14 protein-coding genes are annotated in these 16,482 nt (G+C 61.5%); 5 read left to right on the forward strand and 9 right to left on the reverse strand.

Features of this window, described 5'->3' with window-relative positions; translation table 11 throughout:
- The first annotated feature begins 473 nt into the window (after positions 1 to 473).
- The 5 genes from AC3YMN_RS15850 to AC3YMN_RS15870 all read left to right on the forward strand — a co-directional run bounded on the left by AC3YMN_RS15850 (position 474) and on the right by AC3YMN_RS15870 (position 5,724).
- The gene (locus AC3YMN_RS15850; protein ID WP_489890741.1) at positions 474 to 1,556 is read left to right on the forward strand and encodes an ABC transporter permease; all 1,083 of its coding nucleotides are present in this window, start codon (positions 474 to 476) and stop codon (positions 1,554 to 1,556) included.
- Positions 1,553 to 2,461, forward strand: coding sequence for a nickel transporter permease (gene nikC / locus AC3YMN_RS15855; RefSeq protein ID WP_489890742.1), 909 nt, complete (start codon positions 1,553 to 1,555; stop codon positions 2,459 to 2,461). Before AC3YMN_RS15850 ends, nikC begins: the two co-directional genes overlap by 4 nt.
- Positions 2,451 to 3,287: an ABC transporter ATP-binding protein gene (locus AC3YMN_RS15860; RefSeq protein ID WP_489890743.1), complete on the forward strand. Its 837-nt coding sequence runs from the start codon at positions 2,451 to 2,453 to the stop codon at positions 3,285 to 3,287. The genes nikC and AC3YMN_RS15860 overlap by 11 nt, the downstream gene beginning before the upstream one ends.
- The gene (locus AC3YMN_RS15865; RefSeq protein ID WP_489890744.1) at positions 3,275 to 4,036 is read left to right on the forward strand and encodes an ABC transporter ATP-binding protein; all 762 of its coding nucleotides are present in this window, start codon (positions 3,275 to 3,277) and stop codon (positions 4,034 to 4,036) included. The genes AC3YMN_RS15860 and AC3YMN_RS15865 overlap by 13 nt, the downstream gene beginning before the upstream one ends.
- A gap of 101 nt (positions 4,037 to 4,137) precedes the next feature.
- Positions 4,138 to 5,724 carry an ABC transporter substrate-binding protein gene (locus AC3YMN_RS15870; protein ID WP_489890745.1) on the forward strand — a complete coding sequence of 529 codons (1,587 nt, stop codon included), beginning with the start codon at positions 4,138 to 4,140 and terminating at the stop codon, positions 5,722 to 5,724.
- Between the two features lie 251 nt (positions 5,725 to 5,975).
- Here AC3YMN_RS15870 and AC3YMN_RS15875 read toward each other — a convergent pair whose 3' ends face one another.
- The 9 genes from AC3YMN_RS15875 to AC3YMN_RS15915 form a co-directional block, all read right to left on the reverse strand.
- Positions 5,976 to 6,863 carry an ABC transporter permease gene (locus tag AC3YMN_RS15875; RefSeq protein ID WP_489890746.1) on the reverse strand — a complete coding sequence of 296 codons (888 nt, stop codon included), beginning with the start codon at positions 6,861 to 6,863 and terminating at the stop codon, positions 5,976 to 5,978.
- A complete protein-coding gene (locus tag AC3YMN_RS15880) occupies positions 6,856 to 7,809 on the reverse strand; it encodes an ABC transporter permease (RefSeq protein ID WP_489890747.1) in 954 nt (317 codons plus the stop codon). Before AC3YMN_RS15880 ends, AC3YMN_RS15875 begins: the two co-directional genes overlap by 8 nt.
- 78 nt (positions 7,810 to 7,887) lie before the next feature.
- On the reverse strand, positions 7,888 to 9,501 hold the full coding sequence (locus AC3YMN_RS15885) for a peptide ABC transporter substrate-binding protein (RefSeq protein WP_489890748.1): 1,614 nt from the start codon (positions 9,499 to 9,501) through the stop codon (positions 7,888 to 7,890).
- A 52-nt stretch (positions 9,502 to 9,553) separates the two neighbouring features.
- Complete coding sequence (locus tag AC3YMN_RS15890) at positions 9,554 to 10,516, reverse strand: 2-hydroxyacid dehydrogenase (protein WP_489890749.1); 963 nt, start codon at positions 10,514 to 10,516, stop codon at positions 9,554 to 9,556.
- Between the two features lie 130 nt (positions 10,517 to 10,646).
- Positions 10,647 to 11,639, reverse strand: a complete 993-nt coding sequence (locus AC3YMN_RS15895; protein ID WP_489890750.1) for an ABC transporter ATP-binding protein — start codon at positions 11,637 to 11,639, stop codon at positions 10,647 to 10,649.
- Positions 11,632 to 12,657 carry an ABC transporter ATP-binding protein gene (locus AC3YMN_RS15900; RefSeq protein ID WP_489890751.1) on the reverse strand — a complete coding sequence of 342 codons (1,026 nt, stop codon included), beginning with the start codon at positions 12,655 to 12,657 and terminating at the stop codon, positions 11,632 to 11,634. Before AC3YMN_RS15900 ends, AC3YMN_RS15895 begins: the two co-directional genes overlap by 8 nt.
- Entirely contained in the window at positions 12,654 to 14,273 is a 1,620-nt protein-coding gene (locus tag AC3YMN_RS15905; protein ID WP_489890752.1) for a DUF885 family protein, read from the reverse strand. The genes AC3YMN_RS15900 and AC3YMN_RS15905 overlap by 4 nt, the downstream gene beginning before the upstream one ends.
- Positions 14,270 to 15,385 carry a Gfo/Idh/MocA family protein gene (locus AC3YMN_RS15910; protein WP_489890753.1) on the reverse strand — a complete coding sequence of 372 codons (1,116 nt, stop codon included), beginning with the start codon at positions 15,383 to 15,385 and terminating at the stop codon, positions 14,270 to 14,272. The genes AC3YMN_RS15905 and AC3YMN_RS15910 overlap by 4 nt, the downstream gene beginning before the upstream one ends.
- Positions 15,382 to 16,464, reverse strand: a complete 1,083-nt coding sequence (locus AC3YMN_RS15915) for a ketopantoate reductase family protein (RefSeq protein WP_489890754.1) — start codon at positions 16,462 to 16,464, stop codon at positions 15,382 to 15,384. Before AC3YMN_RS15915 ends, AC3YMN_RS15910 begins: the two co-directional genes overlap by 4 nt.
- Positions 16,465 to 16,482 lie beyond the last annotated feature (18 nt).

Consider the following 16,482-nt stretch of genomic DNA (forward strand, 5'->3'; position numbering starts at 1 on the left):
CCGGTGCAAGGAGCCATAGACATAAAGCTTGAGCATCGTGCCCCATTGCTACTGTGGGTCGCGGATTGGCTGCGGACGTGCACATGGGCTGAGTGCGCCTCCTGTATATAAAGGTGAACTGTCTATCGGGCTTACCTTGCGCCGAGTTTGAATGGGTGGCAAGTATTGGTCAATCAGGGGGCAAACTATGTTGGCGGCAGGCGCATTCGTAACCGCGACCGTCTCAAAGCGGAGCCCCGGATCTTGTCGGCGGACGCGAAAGTTTCGCCTACGCCAATGGTAGATGCCATGCTTTTCAGGGTTACGGCCGTCGACATGGCTATTGGTTTTATGCTGCGTACCAATGGTAATCGCCCACTCCCGCCTGTGAACCACCAGCCGCGCTGGGATAGGTTTGGGGACTGGTTTGCAATCTCGGCTAGCCTTTGCAGCCCAACTCGCCTTCGGGGTATTATGCGCGTGGACGCCGTAGCGTGAGGGCCGAAGTTCAGGTCCAAACCGGGCCAAGTGCTGCGCGAGGCGTCAGCGGCAAGCGGCCGGTGGCTGTTCTAGGCCGGATTGCCTCACTTGTACTTACCCTCGCGATCACTTTTGTTGGCCTGACCGCGGTAACCTTTCTGATCAGCCGCCTGACCAATATCGATCCGGTGCTCGCTGTGACGGGCGACCGGGTGGGCGCGGCAACTTATGATGCGGTCTACAAGGAGCTCGGGCTCGACCAACCGGTGTTTGTTCAGTACGGCATCTACCTCAAGCGCCTCGTGTCCGGCGATTTCGGGGTTTCGGTGCTGACCTCGCGCCCGGTGCTGAGCGACCTGTTGCGCGTATTTCCGGCCACGTTTGAACTTGCAACCATCGCCATCATCATCGGGGTGGTGCTTGGCATTCCAATGGGGGTTGTTGCAGCTGCAGCCAAGGGCCGTTGGCCGGATCAAGTGATCCGGGTGGTGGGTCTTCTCGGCTATTCCGTCCCGATCTTCTGGCTTGGTCTGGTCGGACTTTTCCTGTTTTATGGCAAGCTCGGCTGGGTGGCAGGAACCGGTCGGTTGGATGTGTTCTACCAGGGCGTCCTTGAGCACCGCACCGGCGTGATCCTGATCGACGCAGCGCTGGAAGGAAACTGGGAGATCTTCTCGAATGCTTTCAGTCACCTGATCCTGCCCGCGAGCTTGCTGGGCTACTTCTCGCTTGCCTATATCGCCCGAATGACGCGCAGCTTCATGATCGACCAGTTAAGCCAGGAATATGTCATCGCGGCGCGCATCAAGGGCAACTCCTATTGGGGTGCAGTTTGGCGGCACGCATTCCCCAACATCATGGTGCCGCTGATCACCGTGATCGGGCTGAGCTATGCCTCGCTGCTGGAAGGAGCTGTGCTTACGGAAACAGTGTTCGCTTGGCCGGGGCTGGGTCTCTACATCACCCGCGCCTTGTTCAACAGCGACATGAACGCCGTGCTGGGCGGGACGGTGCTGGTTGGCGCGGTCTTTATCACGATCAACGTCGTGTCCGACATGCTCTACAAGTTGTTCGATCCGCGGCTGAGGCGCTCATGAGCGACACCATTGGACAGTGGCTGGCAAGCGACGCGCCCCAGTCCCGGCGTCAGGCCATATTCGGCAGCGTTTACCGCAGTTTCCGCGCCGTTGTCGCCAATCCAACGGCGCTGATCGGGTTGGTGATTGTCACAGTGTTGGTTCTGCTGGCGGTGTTCGCGCCCTTGTTGACCATGGGCAAGTCACCGTTCGATTCAGTGCTCAGTGACCGGCTTGCACCGCCCTCCGCCACTTACTGGTTTGGTGCCGACGAGTTGGGCCGCGACATCTTCACTCGAACGCTGTACGGGGCACGGGCGACCCTGGCCATCGTGCTTCTCGTTTCGGTTGTGGTTGTGCCGATTGGCCTCGCGCTGGGCACCGCGGCAGGCTATGCGGGTGGCTGGGTGGACGTGGTGTTGATGCGCATCACCGACATATTCCTGGCCTTCCCTCGCCTGATTTTGGCACTTGCCTTTGCTGCGGCGCTCGGGCCGGGCATTGAAAACGCAGTGCTCGCCATTGCTCTGACGTCCTGGCCTGCCTATGCCCGCTTGGCGCGCTCGGAAACCATGGCGATCGCCCATAGCGACTTCATTCAGGCGGCCGTCCTTCAGGGCGCCTCGACCGGGCGGATCTTGTTTCGACACGTGGTGCCGCTTTGCCTGTCCTCGGTGATCGTCCGCCTCACCCTCGACATGGCTGGAATTATTCTCACCGCCGCCGGTCTCGGCTTTCTTGGCCTTGGCGCTCAGCCGCCGACTCCTGAATGGGGGGCAATGGTTTCGGCGGGGCGCGAAGTTATTCTTGACCAGTGGTGGGTGGCCACCATTCCTGGGCTCGCCATCTTCATCGTCAGCTTGGGGTTCAATCTGCTGGGCGATGGGCTGCGTGACGTGTTTGATCCCAAATCCAATGACCGATAATCTTCTTGTCGTCGAAGGCCTCGAGGTTAGCTTTCCAACACGGTCCGGCGTGACGCGCGCGGTCCGGGACGCCAGCTTCACCCTGGGCCGGGAGCGCCTCGGTGTCGTCGGGGAGTCCGGATCAGGCAAAAGCACAATGGGACGCGCGCTTCTCGGCCTGCTGCCGCGCTCGGCCACTGTCACAGCGCAAACAATGACCTACGCTGGCAAGAACCTGCTGGGTTGCACCGAGCGTGAATGGGGCGAACTGCGCGGCCGCCGCATGTCAATGGTGATGCAGGATCCAAAATATTCGCTCAACCCAGTACAGACCGTCGGCAAGCAGATCGAGGAAACTTTGTTGCTGCACATCAAGACATCCCGCGCCGACGCCCGGCAGCGGACGCTGGCGATGCTCGAGGCGGTGCAGATCCGTGACCCCGAACTGGTTCATGGGCTGCACCCCCACCAGCTCTCGGGTGGCATGGGCCAGCGCGTGATGATTGCCATGATGTTGGTGGCCGAACCTGACCTGCTGATCGCCGACGAGCCGACTTCGGCGCTTGACGTCACCGTGCAGAATGAAGTCCTGCGCATCCTGGATGATCTTGTGCGTGACCGCGGCATGGGGCTCATCATGATCAGCCACAATCTGACCATGGTGGCGAGCTTCTGCGACCGCGTGCTGATCATGTATGGCGGCCGCATTGTCGAGCAATGCGCGGCCAGGGACCTTCACAATGCGCGCCACCCCTATACAAGGGCGCTGGTGGCGGCGACCCCATCACTCGATGCCCAACAGGCTGAACTTGCGACCATGGTCCGTGACCCCGAGTGGCTCACGTGATCTCGGTCAACAATCTCGACGTCATTTTTCGTGTGGGCAGCCGGGAAATCCGCGCCGTGCAGGGCGTTTCCTTTGCGGTGACGCCAGGTGAAAGCTTTGGCATTGTTGGCGAGTCCGGGTCGGGTAAGTCCACCGTGCTGCGGGCGATCGCGGGTCTGGTTCCCCCCAGCGACGGAGCCATCGAGGTCAACGGCCGGCCCGCTGGCAGTCGGCGACGCTCCGATCGGCGCTTGCTGCAATATGTGTTCCAGGATCCCTACGGCTCCCTGCATCCGCGCAAGACCGTCGACGACACCCTCAGGGAGCCGCTTGAGATCCACCGGGAAAGCGATATCGACGCAAAGGTCTCGCAAGCGATTGCCGATGTCGGACTTCAACCCATGCAGCGCTTCCGCTATCCCCACCAGCTCTCCGGCGGCCAGCGCCAGCGGGTAGCCATTGCCCGCGCCCTGATGCTGAAGCCGCCAATCCTGCTGCTCGATGAGCCGACATCGGCGCTGGACGTATCCATCCAGGCCGAAATCCTCAATCTGCTGGGGCGGCTCGGGCGCAGCTACAGCCTCACATCCATCCTGGTGAGCCACGACCTTGCGGTGGTGGCGCATCTTTGCAGCCGCATTGCCATCATGCAGCTCGGCCGGGTGGTTGAAGTGATCAGCGCCGAGGACCTGCGGGCAGGCAAGATGAAGGTCGAGTACACGCGCAACCTGGTTCAAGCAAGCCGCGGCTTTACGCGGGCAGGGGCCTAGCAAGTCTCTTGTCTTTTTAGGCAAAAGCACTTCACATGACGTGGTTGCGGTAAGATCCTCGCTCGCAAACGACCGCGAAGGACTTCCATAGGGAGACGTGCATGTGGAACGGCCTGAAATATAGTCTAGTTACGGGGGCGCTGTTGGCGCTCATGCCTCACGCGTTTGCCGCGACACCGGCCGATACGCTGGTGATCGCCAAACAGATCGACGATCTGATCTCGCTTGATCCCGCCGAGGCGTATGAGCTCTCCGGCATCGAGGTGCTCGCCAATGCCTATGACCGCATCATGCGGTTCGAGCCGACGGACGTGAACAGTCTGGTCCCCGGCGCCGCCGAGAGCGTTGAAGTCAGCGAAGACGGCAGAACCTTTACGTTCAAGATGCGGCCGGGCCAGACCTTTGCTTCGGGCAACCCCGTGACTGCAGGCGACGCCGCATGGTCGCTGCAACGGGTGATCAAGCTCGAAAAGTCGCCGGTGTTTCTGCTCTCGCAACTGGGCTGGACCAAGGAGAATGTCGACACGATGGTGACTGCACCAGACGAGTCGACCCTGGTGGTCCAGATCGGCGTCGATTTCGCGCCCTCGCTGGTTTATGCGCTGCTTGGTTCAGTGGTCGGCTCCGTGGTGGACAGCAAGCTCGCCCTGGAAAATGAAGTTGATGGCGACCTGGGCAATGCGTGGCTCAAGACCACTTCGGCCGGGTCGGGGGCGTATGTGATCCGCTCCTGGACGCCCAATGAGGCCGTTGTTCTGGCGTCCAATCCGAACTATCGCGGCGGCGAGGCCAATCTCAAGCGCGTCGTGGTGCAGCACATTCCAGAAGCCTCGGCCCAGCGGCTCGCGCTGGAGAAGGGCGATGTCGACATTGCAATGAACCTGAGCCCGGACCAGATTGCCTCCATTGAAGGCAATGCTGACATCGAGGTCACCACGGTCCCGCAGGCGCTGCTTTATTATATCGGCCTCAACCAAAAGACTCCGGAGCTGCAGGATCCCAAAGTTCGCCAGGCGCTGCGACACCTCATCGATTACGAGGGCATAGCCAATTCGTTCCTCAAGGGAGCCGCGCAGGTCCACCAGTCATTCTGGGCGGAGGGCTTCTGGGCTTCCTATAACGAGAACCCCTATGACTTCGATCCGGAAAAAGCCAAGGCGCTGCTGGCGGAAGCGGGCCTGCCCGACGGGTTCACCCTTGACCTCGATGCGCCCAACTTCTCGCCCTTTGTCAACATGGCCCAATCGGTGCAGTCAACCTTTGCGCAAGCCGGTGTCACCGTGAACATCGTGTCCTCGGAAATGGCGCCCATGCTGACCAAGTATCGCGCGCGCGAGCACGAGGCGCTGATGGTATATTGGGGCCCCGACTACATGGACCCGCACACCAATGCCGATGGCTTCATCACCAACAACGACAATTCCGACGAAGCCACGGCCAAGCCGCTGGCCTGGCGCAATGCCTGGGACTCGCCTGAGCTAACCGCGGCCACCAGGGCCGCCGCCGAGGAGAGCGACACCGAGGCGCGCATGCAGGCCTATATCGACCTGCAGAAACGGCTGTTGGATGAAGGTCCGTACGTCATCATGTTCCAGGCCACCTCGCAGCGGGCCGATCGGGAGAATGTGGAAGGCTTCGTGCAGGGCTCCTCGCCAGACGTCACCTACTATAATCTCACGACCAAGTAGACCGAGGACAGGCGGGCATGTTGCCCGAGGGCTGTGTTTCGGTCCGCACGACTCCGGACGGCAAGCAGGCGCGTCCACACTTACAACGGCTGTACGGACTTGGGAGAGCCGGTCCGTACAGAGTTGCCCAAGTCGAAGGCCAAATGACGGACAGTCGGGTCCGGGCGGGCGCGGCGAATGGCGTGGCGGCAGGATCCGCTGCGCCATTCCTGATGCGCAGTTCGCGATATAGATCTCAAGCGCGCTCTTGTTTACTCCCGCGGCTCCATGGCGTCCCGTAACCCGTCGCCGAGGAAGTTCACGGCGAGTACCGTGAAGAGGATGAGAAGTCCCGGTGGGATGGCGAGCCAAGGGGCCTGCGACAGCCAGGACGAGGCGCTGTTCAGCAGGTTGCCCCAGGTCGGCACTGGCGGCTGGATGCCGAAGCCAAGGAAGGACAGCGCCGATTCCATCATGATGGCGCTGCCCACGGCCAGGGTTGAGGCGACGGTGATGGGGCCGATGGCGTTCGGAAGGATGTGCCGGAACATCAGCCGGGGTCCGCTCGCCCCAAGCGCCCGGGCTGCTTCGACGAATTCACGCTCGCGCAAGGCGAGAAACTGGCTGCGGACCAAACGTGCCGTACCCATCCAGATCAGGATGCCGACAATGGCAACCAGAAGCGGCGGGCTGGGGCGAAATAGCCCGGATAAAAGCAGCACTAGGGGGAGGGTTGGGATCGACATCATGACATCGGTGAAGCGCATGAGGAGGACATCGGGAATCCAGCGATAAAAGCCGGAGACGGCTCCGACCAGCGTCCCGACAATGCCGGCGATCATGGCGCCGGCCAGACCGACAGCGAGCGAGACGCGGCCGCCATGCAGCAGGCGCGTCAGCGCGTCGCGCCCTAGCTCGTCAGTGCCCAGCCAGTGTTCGGCCGACATTGGCCCGGGCATGCCAAGGAGCTCGAAGTCCTGGTAGTCATAGCTATAGGGTGAAACCATCGGCCCGAAGGTGACGGCGAGCCCGAGCAACACCAGGAACACCGCACCGACAACGGCGAGGCGGCGCTTGAGGAAGCGCCGGATGACGCGCCGCCAGTAGCTCTGGGGCGGCGCGGCCGGGTTAATGGCGCCGGCAATCGTTGCTTCAGTCATAGCGGATCCTGGGATCGAGCGCAGCGTAACAAAGGTCAGCGACGATATTGGCGACGACAATTGCAAGTGAACCCATCATCATCAGACCCATCAGCATCGGATAATCGCGCCCGTCCATGCTTTCCATGAACAGCCGGCCAATGCCGGGCCAGGCGAACACTGTTTCAGTGATGACGGCGCCTGAAATGATGGTCACGAAGTCCACGGCAATGACCGTTACCGCGGGGATCATGGCGTTACGCAAGGCATGGTAGAACAGGACTGCCTTTTCGCCGCGCCCTTTGGCATAGGCGGTGCGGATATAATCCTGGTTGAGCACATCGATCATGCCCGAGCGAATGAATCGGCTCCAGCTGGCGACCGTGGCAAGCGAGAGAACGGCGGCCGGCATGATGATGTGCCGGAGCCGGTCGATGAAGGACCCATCGCCGATGGACTGGTAGCCGGCGGACGGAAGCCAGCCGAGCTGAACGCTGAACAGAAGCTGAAGCAGCAGGGCGAGCCAGAACACCGGAGTGGAGATCCCGGCAAAGCTCAGGACGGTCACGGTACCGTCGAGCTTGGAGCCGCGGCGGGCGGCGCTGATGATGCCAACCGGAACGGCGATCAGCAGCGAAACGAGCATGGCTAGCCCGCCCAATTGCAGTGTCGGCCCGAGGCGCAGGACAATTTCGTCGAGCACGGGGCGGCCCGTGCGAATGGAATAGCCCCAATCGCCCACGAGAATGGCTTTTAGCCACAGGAAATATTGAACGGGAACCGGCTGGTCCAGCCCATAGCGCGCCGCAATCTGGGCCAGCGCTTCCTTACTGACGGACGGGTTCTCGGCATAGATATCGAGCGGGCCACCGGGCGCCAGCTGGATGATGACGAAGAGGATGACCGAAATGCCCAAAAGCAGTGGGATGGCGCCCAGAATGCGTCGGATAATATAGCTTAGGCTCATCTTGCTCCCTGGGGCTACGGAGCCACCGACCCTGCTAAAGCAGGGCCGGCATGCAGTTCAAGTGTCGCGCTTGAGGCCTCAAGCCTCAAGATACCATTCCTTGGTGTCCACGAAATTGGTCATGTTGGTGGGATTGGGAACGAAGTTCTTGAGTTCCACCGGCTTGGCAATAACGGAAACGCCCTGGGTTAGTGCAAGAGCTGGCAAATCTTCGGCGATGATGCGCTGCATCTCGGACGCAGCGGCTTTGCGCTCTTGCTGATCGAGCGTGTTCTCGAGACGTGCAAACACCGCGTCGAGTTCAGGGTTGGAATAGCCCTGGCCGTTGTTCTCGCCTTCCGAGCCGTAGAACGTCGAGTAGACAGGGTCGGCCGAAGTGATCCAGCGGCCATAGATCAGGTCGTAACCCCCGCTGTAGCGGGCCTCGCGATAGGCAACGCCGGTCTTGTTGTCAGCGCTCGCCTCGATGCCGATTTCCTTGAGCTGGGCGATGATCACCTGCTGGACATTCTCGTCGTCAGCACGGCCCGACTGCACCACGAAGGCAAAGCTCAGGCGCTGGCCGTCCTTTTCGCGGATGCCGTCACCGCCACGGGCATAGCCTGCCTCGTCGAGCAGCGCATTGGCGGCAGCAACGTCATAGACGTATTCCGGTGTCGCATCATCGTAGAGGTCGAAGATGGGCAGGACGAGGGACTTGATCGGCGTGGGGAATCCACCCTGCACGCGGATCAGGGTTTCGCGGTTGATGGCATGCGCCACCGCCTTGCGAACGGCGATATCGGCAAGCAGTTCGTTGCGGAAGTTGAAGTCGAGATGGCCCCAGCTCAGCTGCTGGCCAACGACGATCTCAAGCCCATTGGCGCCTTCAAGCTGCGAAGCGCGGCCATAGGGCACCGAGACGGCCATGTCGAGTTCGCCGCTCTGCAGCTGAGTGATCAAGGTGTTGCTATCGGTGACGATGCGGAACACCAGGCGATCGAGATAGGGCAGTGCGTCCCCGTTCTCGGCAGTGCGCCAGTAATCGGTGTTCTTGTCGAGCACGACATATTGGCCACGCACGAATTCAGCCACCTTGAAGGGCCCGGTGCCAACCGGGGTTTCGTTATAGGACGAGGTGTTGAGGTCGGTACCTTCCAGCAGGTGCTTGGGCATGATGCCGAAGGTAAAGAGGGTCGAAGCGAAGTTCGGCTTCACCGTGTTGTAGTTGCACACGACGGTATAGTCGTCGGGCAGGTCGATGCTGTCGATGTCCTGCGTGCCGTCCTTGGATTCAGCGATGAAGGCGGGGTCCTTGACCGCTTCCCAGGTGAACTTGACGTCGGCCGAGGTGAGGGGCTCGCCGTCATGCCACTTCACATTCTCATGGAGCTTATAGGTGATCGTCATCTTGGAGCCGTCTTCGGACAAGACAATGCCGCCATTCTCAAGCGTTGGCACTTCCTTGGCCAGCACCGGCACATAGCGGGCATCCTTGTCCGGAGCGATCAGGCCCTCGATCACGGTGTGCTGGGCATCGGCGAGGAAGCCGGTGGAATAGGTATTCATGGTGTCGAGCTCGTAGGTGAGGCCGACATTGAGGGTGCCGCCAGCCTGCTGGGCCATTGCGGGCAGCACGCGCATGGTGGCGAAGGCGGTAGTACCGGCGAGAATGCCCTGGAGCACGACGCGGCGCGTAAGCTTAGTCTTCATGATGTCCCTTCCTTGATGCAATTGCTTGTTTCGCCGGTTTTGCCGGTCTTGCTCAGTAACCCAGGCTTCGATCGACGACGTTGCGCACCGGCTCTCCTTGTTCGAAGCGCCGGATATTGGCCGCCATTTCCTTGACCGCCATATGCTGGTGGGTGGGGGCGGCGACATGGGGAGAAAGGCGCACCCGGGGGTGCTTCCAGAGCCGATCTTCGATCGGCAACGGCTCGGTTCGGAACACGTCGAGTGCAGCCCCGCTGAGCTTGCCGCTGTCGAGCGCCGCAATCAGATCGGCATCGACCACATGGCCGCCTCTGGCTGCGTTGATGAAGAACGCGCCATCGGCAAGAACTGCGAGCAGGTCCGTATCGATCAGGTCGGCGGTCTCTGCCGTCAGCGGCAAAAGATTGACGAGAATGTCGGCGCCTCGCGCGGCCTCCGGCAACTGATCCATCCCGGAAAATGTGCTCGCGCCCGGAATGCTGTGCCTGGAGCGAGCCCAGACATTGGTGTGGAAGCCCAAGCGCACGAAGTGTTCGGCGACTGGGCGGCCAAGTGCGCCCGCCCCAAGAACGGTCACCTTACGCTCATTGGCGAGCTTTTCCGGCTGTGGGGCCCATTCCCCCTTGCTCTGCAGCTCCGCGTAAAGGAACAGGTTACGGTGCCAGGCCAAAGCCTGGGCCAAGACCCACTCGGCCATGCCCAAGGCGAGCCCATCATCGACCAATCGCACGATCGGCAGTTCCTCGGGCACTTCGCCGCTCGCGAGCAGATGCTCGATGCCGGCATTCAGGCTGAGGACGAGCTTCAGGCCAGGAACAGCCCGCACGACGCCCGGCAGTGGGCGCCCGACAACAATATATGGCACATCGGCATCGCCATCCTTGGGCTGCTCGGTCAGCACATCGAAGTCCGGCAACTCGGCACGGAATAGTTGGGCCAGATGTTCAGGGTTGCCTCGCGAGGCAATAAATAACCGTTTCATGTCAGCGAGCATGGTGCGCGATGCTTGGGTCATGCAATGGCCGAAAAAATCTAAATTCCCCGTACATTAGCTCATGTGAACTATGATTTTAGCCGAAAGGAACACGGCTTGTTCCGCTACTGGCGCAAGTCTGAACAGGGTGCCACGAAAGTTGCCACGCCTTCTAGGCTAATGGGTTGGTCAAATCGAGTTCGTGGCTGCGGATGCAGGCGACGCTGTGACCGTTCTGCGTGGCTTCAAGCGGTGGAACAATTTGCGCACAGGCTTCAATCGCATAGGGGCACCGGGTTCGGAAAACGCATCCCGAGGGCGGGTTCACCGGGCTGGGCAAGTCGCCCTTCAGGGTAATGCGTTCGCGCCGAATGGTAGGGTCAGGCACTGGGGCTGCATCGAGCAGCGCGCGGGTATAGGGATGGCGCGGCCTGGCATATAGCTCGGCAGCCGTGCCCATTTCCATGACACGGCCGAGATAGAGCACAATGACGCGGTCACAAAGGAACTCGATGACGGAGAGATCGTGACCGATAAAGAGCAGCGACAGGCCCAACTCGCGCCGAAGATCCTGCAGCAGGTTGATGATCTGCGCCTGGATCGAAACGTCCAAGGCCGAGACCGGCTCGTCTGCGACGATGAACTGGGGATTGACCGCCAATGCCCGGGCGATGCCGATGCGCTGGCGTTGCCCGCCGGAAAACTCATGCGGAAAGCGCGCCGCGGCGCTGCGCGGCAGGCCGACCTTTTCGAGAAGGTCGCCGATGCGCTGGTCGCGATCCTTCCGCGTACCAATCTTGTGCAGCATCAATGCTTCGCCCAGCGTCTGGCCGACGCTCATGCGTGGGTTAAGGCTCGCATAGGGATCCTGGAAGATGATTTGCATCTTGCTGCGCAGGGCTTTGAGGTCGGGCGGCAACAGCGCCGTGACCTCCTTGTCGCCTAGCCGCACCTTGCCCGAAGTGGGCTCGACAAGGCGCAGCACGGCACGGCCGAGCGTGGTCTTGCCCGAGCCGGATTCACCGACGAGACCGACGACTTCGCCTTTCCCAACGGTGAACGAGACGCCGTCGAGCGCCCGCAGCGTGACACCTTCTTTGAAGAGTGTCTTGCCAATGGGATAGTGAACCTTGAGGTCGTCAACGACCAGGAGCGGATCAGCCATGGACTTCGTTCCAGCGGATGCAGCGCGCCCGATGCTCGGGAACGACAGGCAGGAGGGGCGGCACCGCAGCACGGCATTCGGGGATAACCCAGGCGCAGCGTGGATTGAAATCGCAGCCTTGTGGGGGATTGCGCGGATCAACGACGCTGCCCGGAATGGCGCGCAGCCGCAGCTCTTCGCCACGGCTGCGGGCGGCGTGATCGACAACAGGCAGGCTGTTGAGCAGGCCGCGCGTATAAGGGTGGCTGGGGCGGGCGAACAGTTCGCGCACTGGGGCGGTCTCAACGATGCGGCCGCCATACATGACGGCGACGCGGTCGGCAACCTCGGCGACGACCCCAAGATTGTGGGTGATGAATAGGATGCCCATGCCGATCTCGCGCTGCAGGCGGCGCATGAGTTCGAGGATCTGCAGTTGCACCGTGACGTCGAGGGCCGTGGTGGGCTCATCGGCGATCAGGAGTGCGGGATTGCAGGCCAGAGCCATCGCGATCATGACGCGCTGGCGCATGCCGCCCGACATCTGGTGCGGATAGATATCGGCGCGACGGGCTGGATCAGGAATTTCGACCAGTGCCAGCATTTCCACCGCGCGGTTCCAGGCCTGCTTGCGCGTGAGATCCTGATGGAGACGGGCCGCTTCGGCAATCTGGGCCCCAACCTTCTGGGTCGGGTTGAGCGAAGTCATGGGCTCCTGGAAGATCATGCCGATTTCATTGCCGCGAATGGCACGCATGGCATGTTCAGGCTGCTTGACCAGATCGATAACCTGACCGGCGCGGGTACGGAACAGCATTTCGCCGCCGGCGATGGCACCGACCCCCTTGGGGATCAAGCGCATGACGGAAAGACTGGTGACGGACTTGCCCGACCCGCTCTCGCCCACAAGAGCTACGGTTTCGCCCTGGCCAATGGTTAGGTCCACGCCTTTGACGGCGCGAACCAAGCCGGATTCCGTGCTGAACTCGGTGACGAGCCCCTTGATGTCGAGCAAAGGCACTGTGTTGTGCGACGTCATGGGTTGAGTTGTCCTGCCCTTTCCATTTCCTCGGCAATCCAGGCCAGCGGCATATGACCATAGCTGAGCAGGCTGTCGTGGAAGCTCAGCGTGTCGCTCTTCCAGCGCCTGCGCAAGGCCTTGATGCCTTCGACGCCTAGCCAATACATGAGGCGCGAGCCCGGCAGCATGGAATTGCGCACCACTTCGCCCTCGACACGGGCGGCGGCAAAGCCCGCCTCGCGATAAAAGGCCATGGCGTCCTCTAGGCTCCAGTCTCCAAGATGGAGCTTGATATCGACAAGGACGCTCGCGGCATTTCTGCGCTCGAACTGCTTGAGAAGCAGGATTTCCTCAGGCGTGTAAAAGCCCGGCGCTTCCATGAGCAGGTCTTCCACATAGCAGGCCCAGCCTTCGATCAGCGTGCCAGCGCCGAGGAAGGCGAGACCCAGGGCGCAATCGGTACCGGCAAGGCGGGCGAGGCGCGAGGCGGCCGCGCGAGCGCGGGTGTTTTGCGTGTGGTGGCCGACGCTGCCGTGGTGGACCGAATGGATGGTCTTGACCATCGCTGTGTTGTTGCCACGCAGAAATGCAGCTTGGTCCTCGCCAGGCGGAGTTACCCAGTAAACGCTACCCGCCCCTGGATTAAGGGCAGGGGGAGAGCGATAGAACAGGAAATACAGGGGCTGGCTGATCTTGCGAAAGCACGGTGCCATCCAGCGATAATCGAGATCATATTCCTGCGCCGGAGTGACGAGCGCGGCCCCTCGCGCAACGGCCTGCACATCCCAATCCATGTAACTATCAAAGACAGCCTCTGCATCAGCGGGATGGATCTCGGCAAGACCGGCAAGGATCTGGTCGGCCGTGCGGGTGGGGTCGATGGCCCGGGCCATCTCGGCCATTTCCTCGCCCATACGCTTGTAGGCGGCTTCGGCCATGTCCACCGCTTCGCGCGGCGACATGGTGAGGCCGTGGATGCCGGCCATAAGCTGGGTGAGATAGGCTTCGCCACACGCCGGATCGGCATCGGGCCTGCCTTCGATGGCCGCCGCAAAAGCCTCGAACGCATCGGCGGCCTGGCGGGCAGGCTCAGCCCAGTCATCGGCAAATTCCTCATGCAGCTTGATGTCGGTGCGCAAGAAGCCGGCCATCGCGGTGGCCTCCTTTTGCGCGCGCTTGACCCAGCCCTGTGGCGCCGCCACGTCCTGGAGCCGCGCTGCGGCAGCCGCAAGAAAGTCCGAAATGCCGCCAAGGCGGGCAATCAACGCCGCGTGGCGGATCGGCATGGATTGCGGCAGAAGCAGCGAGATGATGGAGAATGCCGCTTCGCCCGAATACCAGGCCGGGTTGTGCAAACGCGGCCGGGTCTGCGCCGATAAACGCTGCATCCGCAGTTCGGCCATCATCATGCGTCGGTCGAGCCGGTCGCCGAGATCGTCCGGTTCGTCAGTTGCTTCGAGGCGGGCGAGGAGATCGTCGATTGCGGCGATCTCCTGGGCCAGCGTATCGGGTGCGGCAGGCGGCAGAGCCGCGTCGTGAGCTTTGTCACCCATGAAGGTTGCGTCCACCGGGCGATAGCGCCAGTGATGGGCAAGGAAGTCATCGACAACAGCCGGATCGTAAGAAACGCTCATGGGCTCTTGCCCGGCAAATCAACCCAGCGGCGCTCGAAATGGGCCTTGATGATCGCGTCGACGATCTCCTGGCTCTTGGCGCCATCGTAGAAGGTGCATTCCTGCGGCCGGTCTTCGAGGATTTCATCGACGAAATGGCGCACGAGGTTGCGGTAGTAGAGCTCGGGCCAGGGCGTGTTGAGCGTCGTGCCCGGCGGCAGCGCCTCGGGACCCACGTCATAGGGGATGAACTCGACCGCTTCGGCCTTGGCGATCTTGAGCGTTTCGGCCGTGCCGAATTCGGAGATCAGGCGCGCAACGGCCGCACCCTTGGAGCCATAGACCCGGATTTCAACGCCGGGGTAATTGCCGACAGCGACGTATGATGTCTGTAACAGGCCCTGCGCGCCGTTGGCGTATTCGACCAGTGCCACGGCGCCGTCTTCGACCTTGATCTTTTGCAGCCCCGCTTCACCGCGCACGATACGCTCGGGGATGAAGTTCTTCATGGTGGAGGCGACCGAGCCAAACTCGCCGCCGAGCCAGCGCATCAGGTCGATGAGGTGCGAGCCATAGCCGACGATGGAGGCGGGGATCAGCGAATTGCGATCGACACCCGGGGTGATCTGGCGCAGCGGTTCTTGCGGATCGAGCCATTGCGAATTCTGCTCAAAGCCATGGATGTGGAACACTTCGCCAAGCGTGCCATCATCGATCCACTTCTTGATCTGACGGATGGCGGGCGAATAGCGGAAGGTAAAGCCGAGCTTGGTGCGCACCCCCTTGGCGTCAGCTTTGGCGGCAGCAGCAAAGGCAGGCGCCGCTTCGGTGTGAAGCGGCTTTTCCGACAGCACATGCTTGCCGCCTTCAATCGCCAGCAGGCTTAACGGCAGGTGGGTATGGGTTGGCGTGCAGACATCGACCATCTGCACGTCTGGATCAGCGATCAGCTTTTCGGGGTCGGTATAAACCTTTTTCGCCCCATATTTCTCGCCCATCGCCCGGGCACGATCAGGATCGAGATCGCAAACCGCGACCAGTTCCACCCGTTCATGGGCCTTGTAGCCCGGCAGGTGCGCCTTGTCGGCCCAGGTATGCGCGCCGATAAGGCCGACGCCGAGTTTGCTGGTCATGGCAGGGTCTTTCCGATCTGGGCCGCATAGGCTTCGAGTTCATCATAGTTATGAAAGCCGAGCTGGCGCTTGCCATCCTCGATCTCGTAGATCATGCCCACCATCTTTTCATTCAGGCGGGTATCGGCACCGGCCTTCTTGCCGAACTCGATGAGCTTGCCAGCAAAGGCGCGCGTTTCAGATGGGCGTTTGCGATAAACGATGTCCCACCAGATGCCCGAGCCCTTCTTCTTGAAGTTGTGGGTGGGCTTGTTGTCCTGGTCCTTTTTGAGGAGCCAGATGGCGTGATTGACGTTGTCGATCAGCTTTTTGGTATCATCGGCCGTCTTGACCCGGTAGTTGGCCGGATCGAAGAAGTCGAACGCCTGCACCTCGATGCCATTGGCATCGGCGATCTCGAGTGCCTCCTTGACCACCGCGCCGGCGAGGCGGGCATAGCGCTCAACCCCAAGCGTGTCGCGGATCTTGGCGTCCGCCAGCGCGGAAAACACCACTTGGGCGGAATAGACTTCCTTGGCCCAGATCTGGCCCCAGATGCGGTCGGAATACTGCACCTCGGTCAGGGCAGAAAGCGCATCGCCGATTTCCTTGAGGCGCGGCGTCATCTCGCCGTTCATTTCGCCCAGCTGGATGGGGCCTTCATGGACGAACTCGACGTAGCCGGGGTCAACCAGCGCGCCGCCGTAGTTGGGGATCGAGCCGATGACCATGTCCTTGCCGGGCAGCCCTGCCTTGTCGAGCAGTGCCACCATGTCGGGCTCGTTGAACCCATTCTGATAGGAAACGATGGCGCTATCGGGAGTCAGCAGCGGGGCAATTTGCCCGAGCGCTTCAAGCGTGTGCTGGGACTTGGTGGCGATGAGCACGACGCCGAGATCGCCCGAGAGCTGGTCGGGCGTTGCAGCCTTGACGGGGATGTTCATGTCGCCCCGAACGCCGTCGATGCTCATCCCCTTTTCGTTGAGGGCATCGACATGCTCTTTCCAGCGATCAACGAGCAGGACGTCGTGGCCCGCCTTGGTCATGTAAGCGCCCGCAAGGCCGCCGATGGCACCGGCACCGATTATCGTGAACTTCATGGGTGGAGCCCTGACCTT

This window comes from Devosia sp. Z11_6 (genome assembly GCF_058133665.1).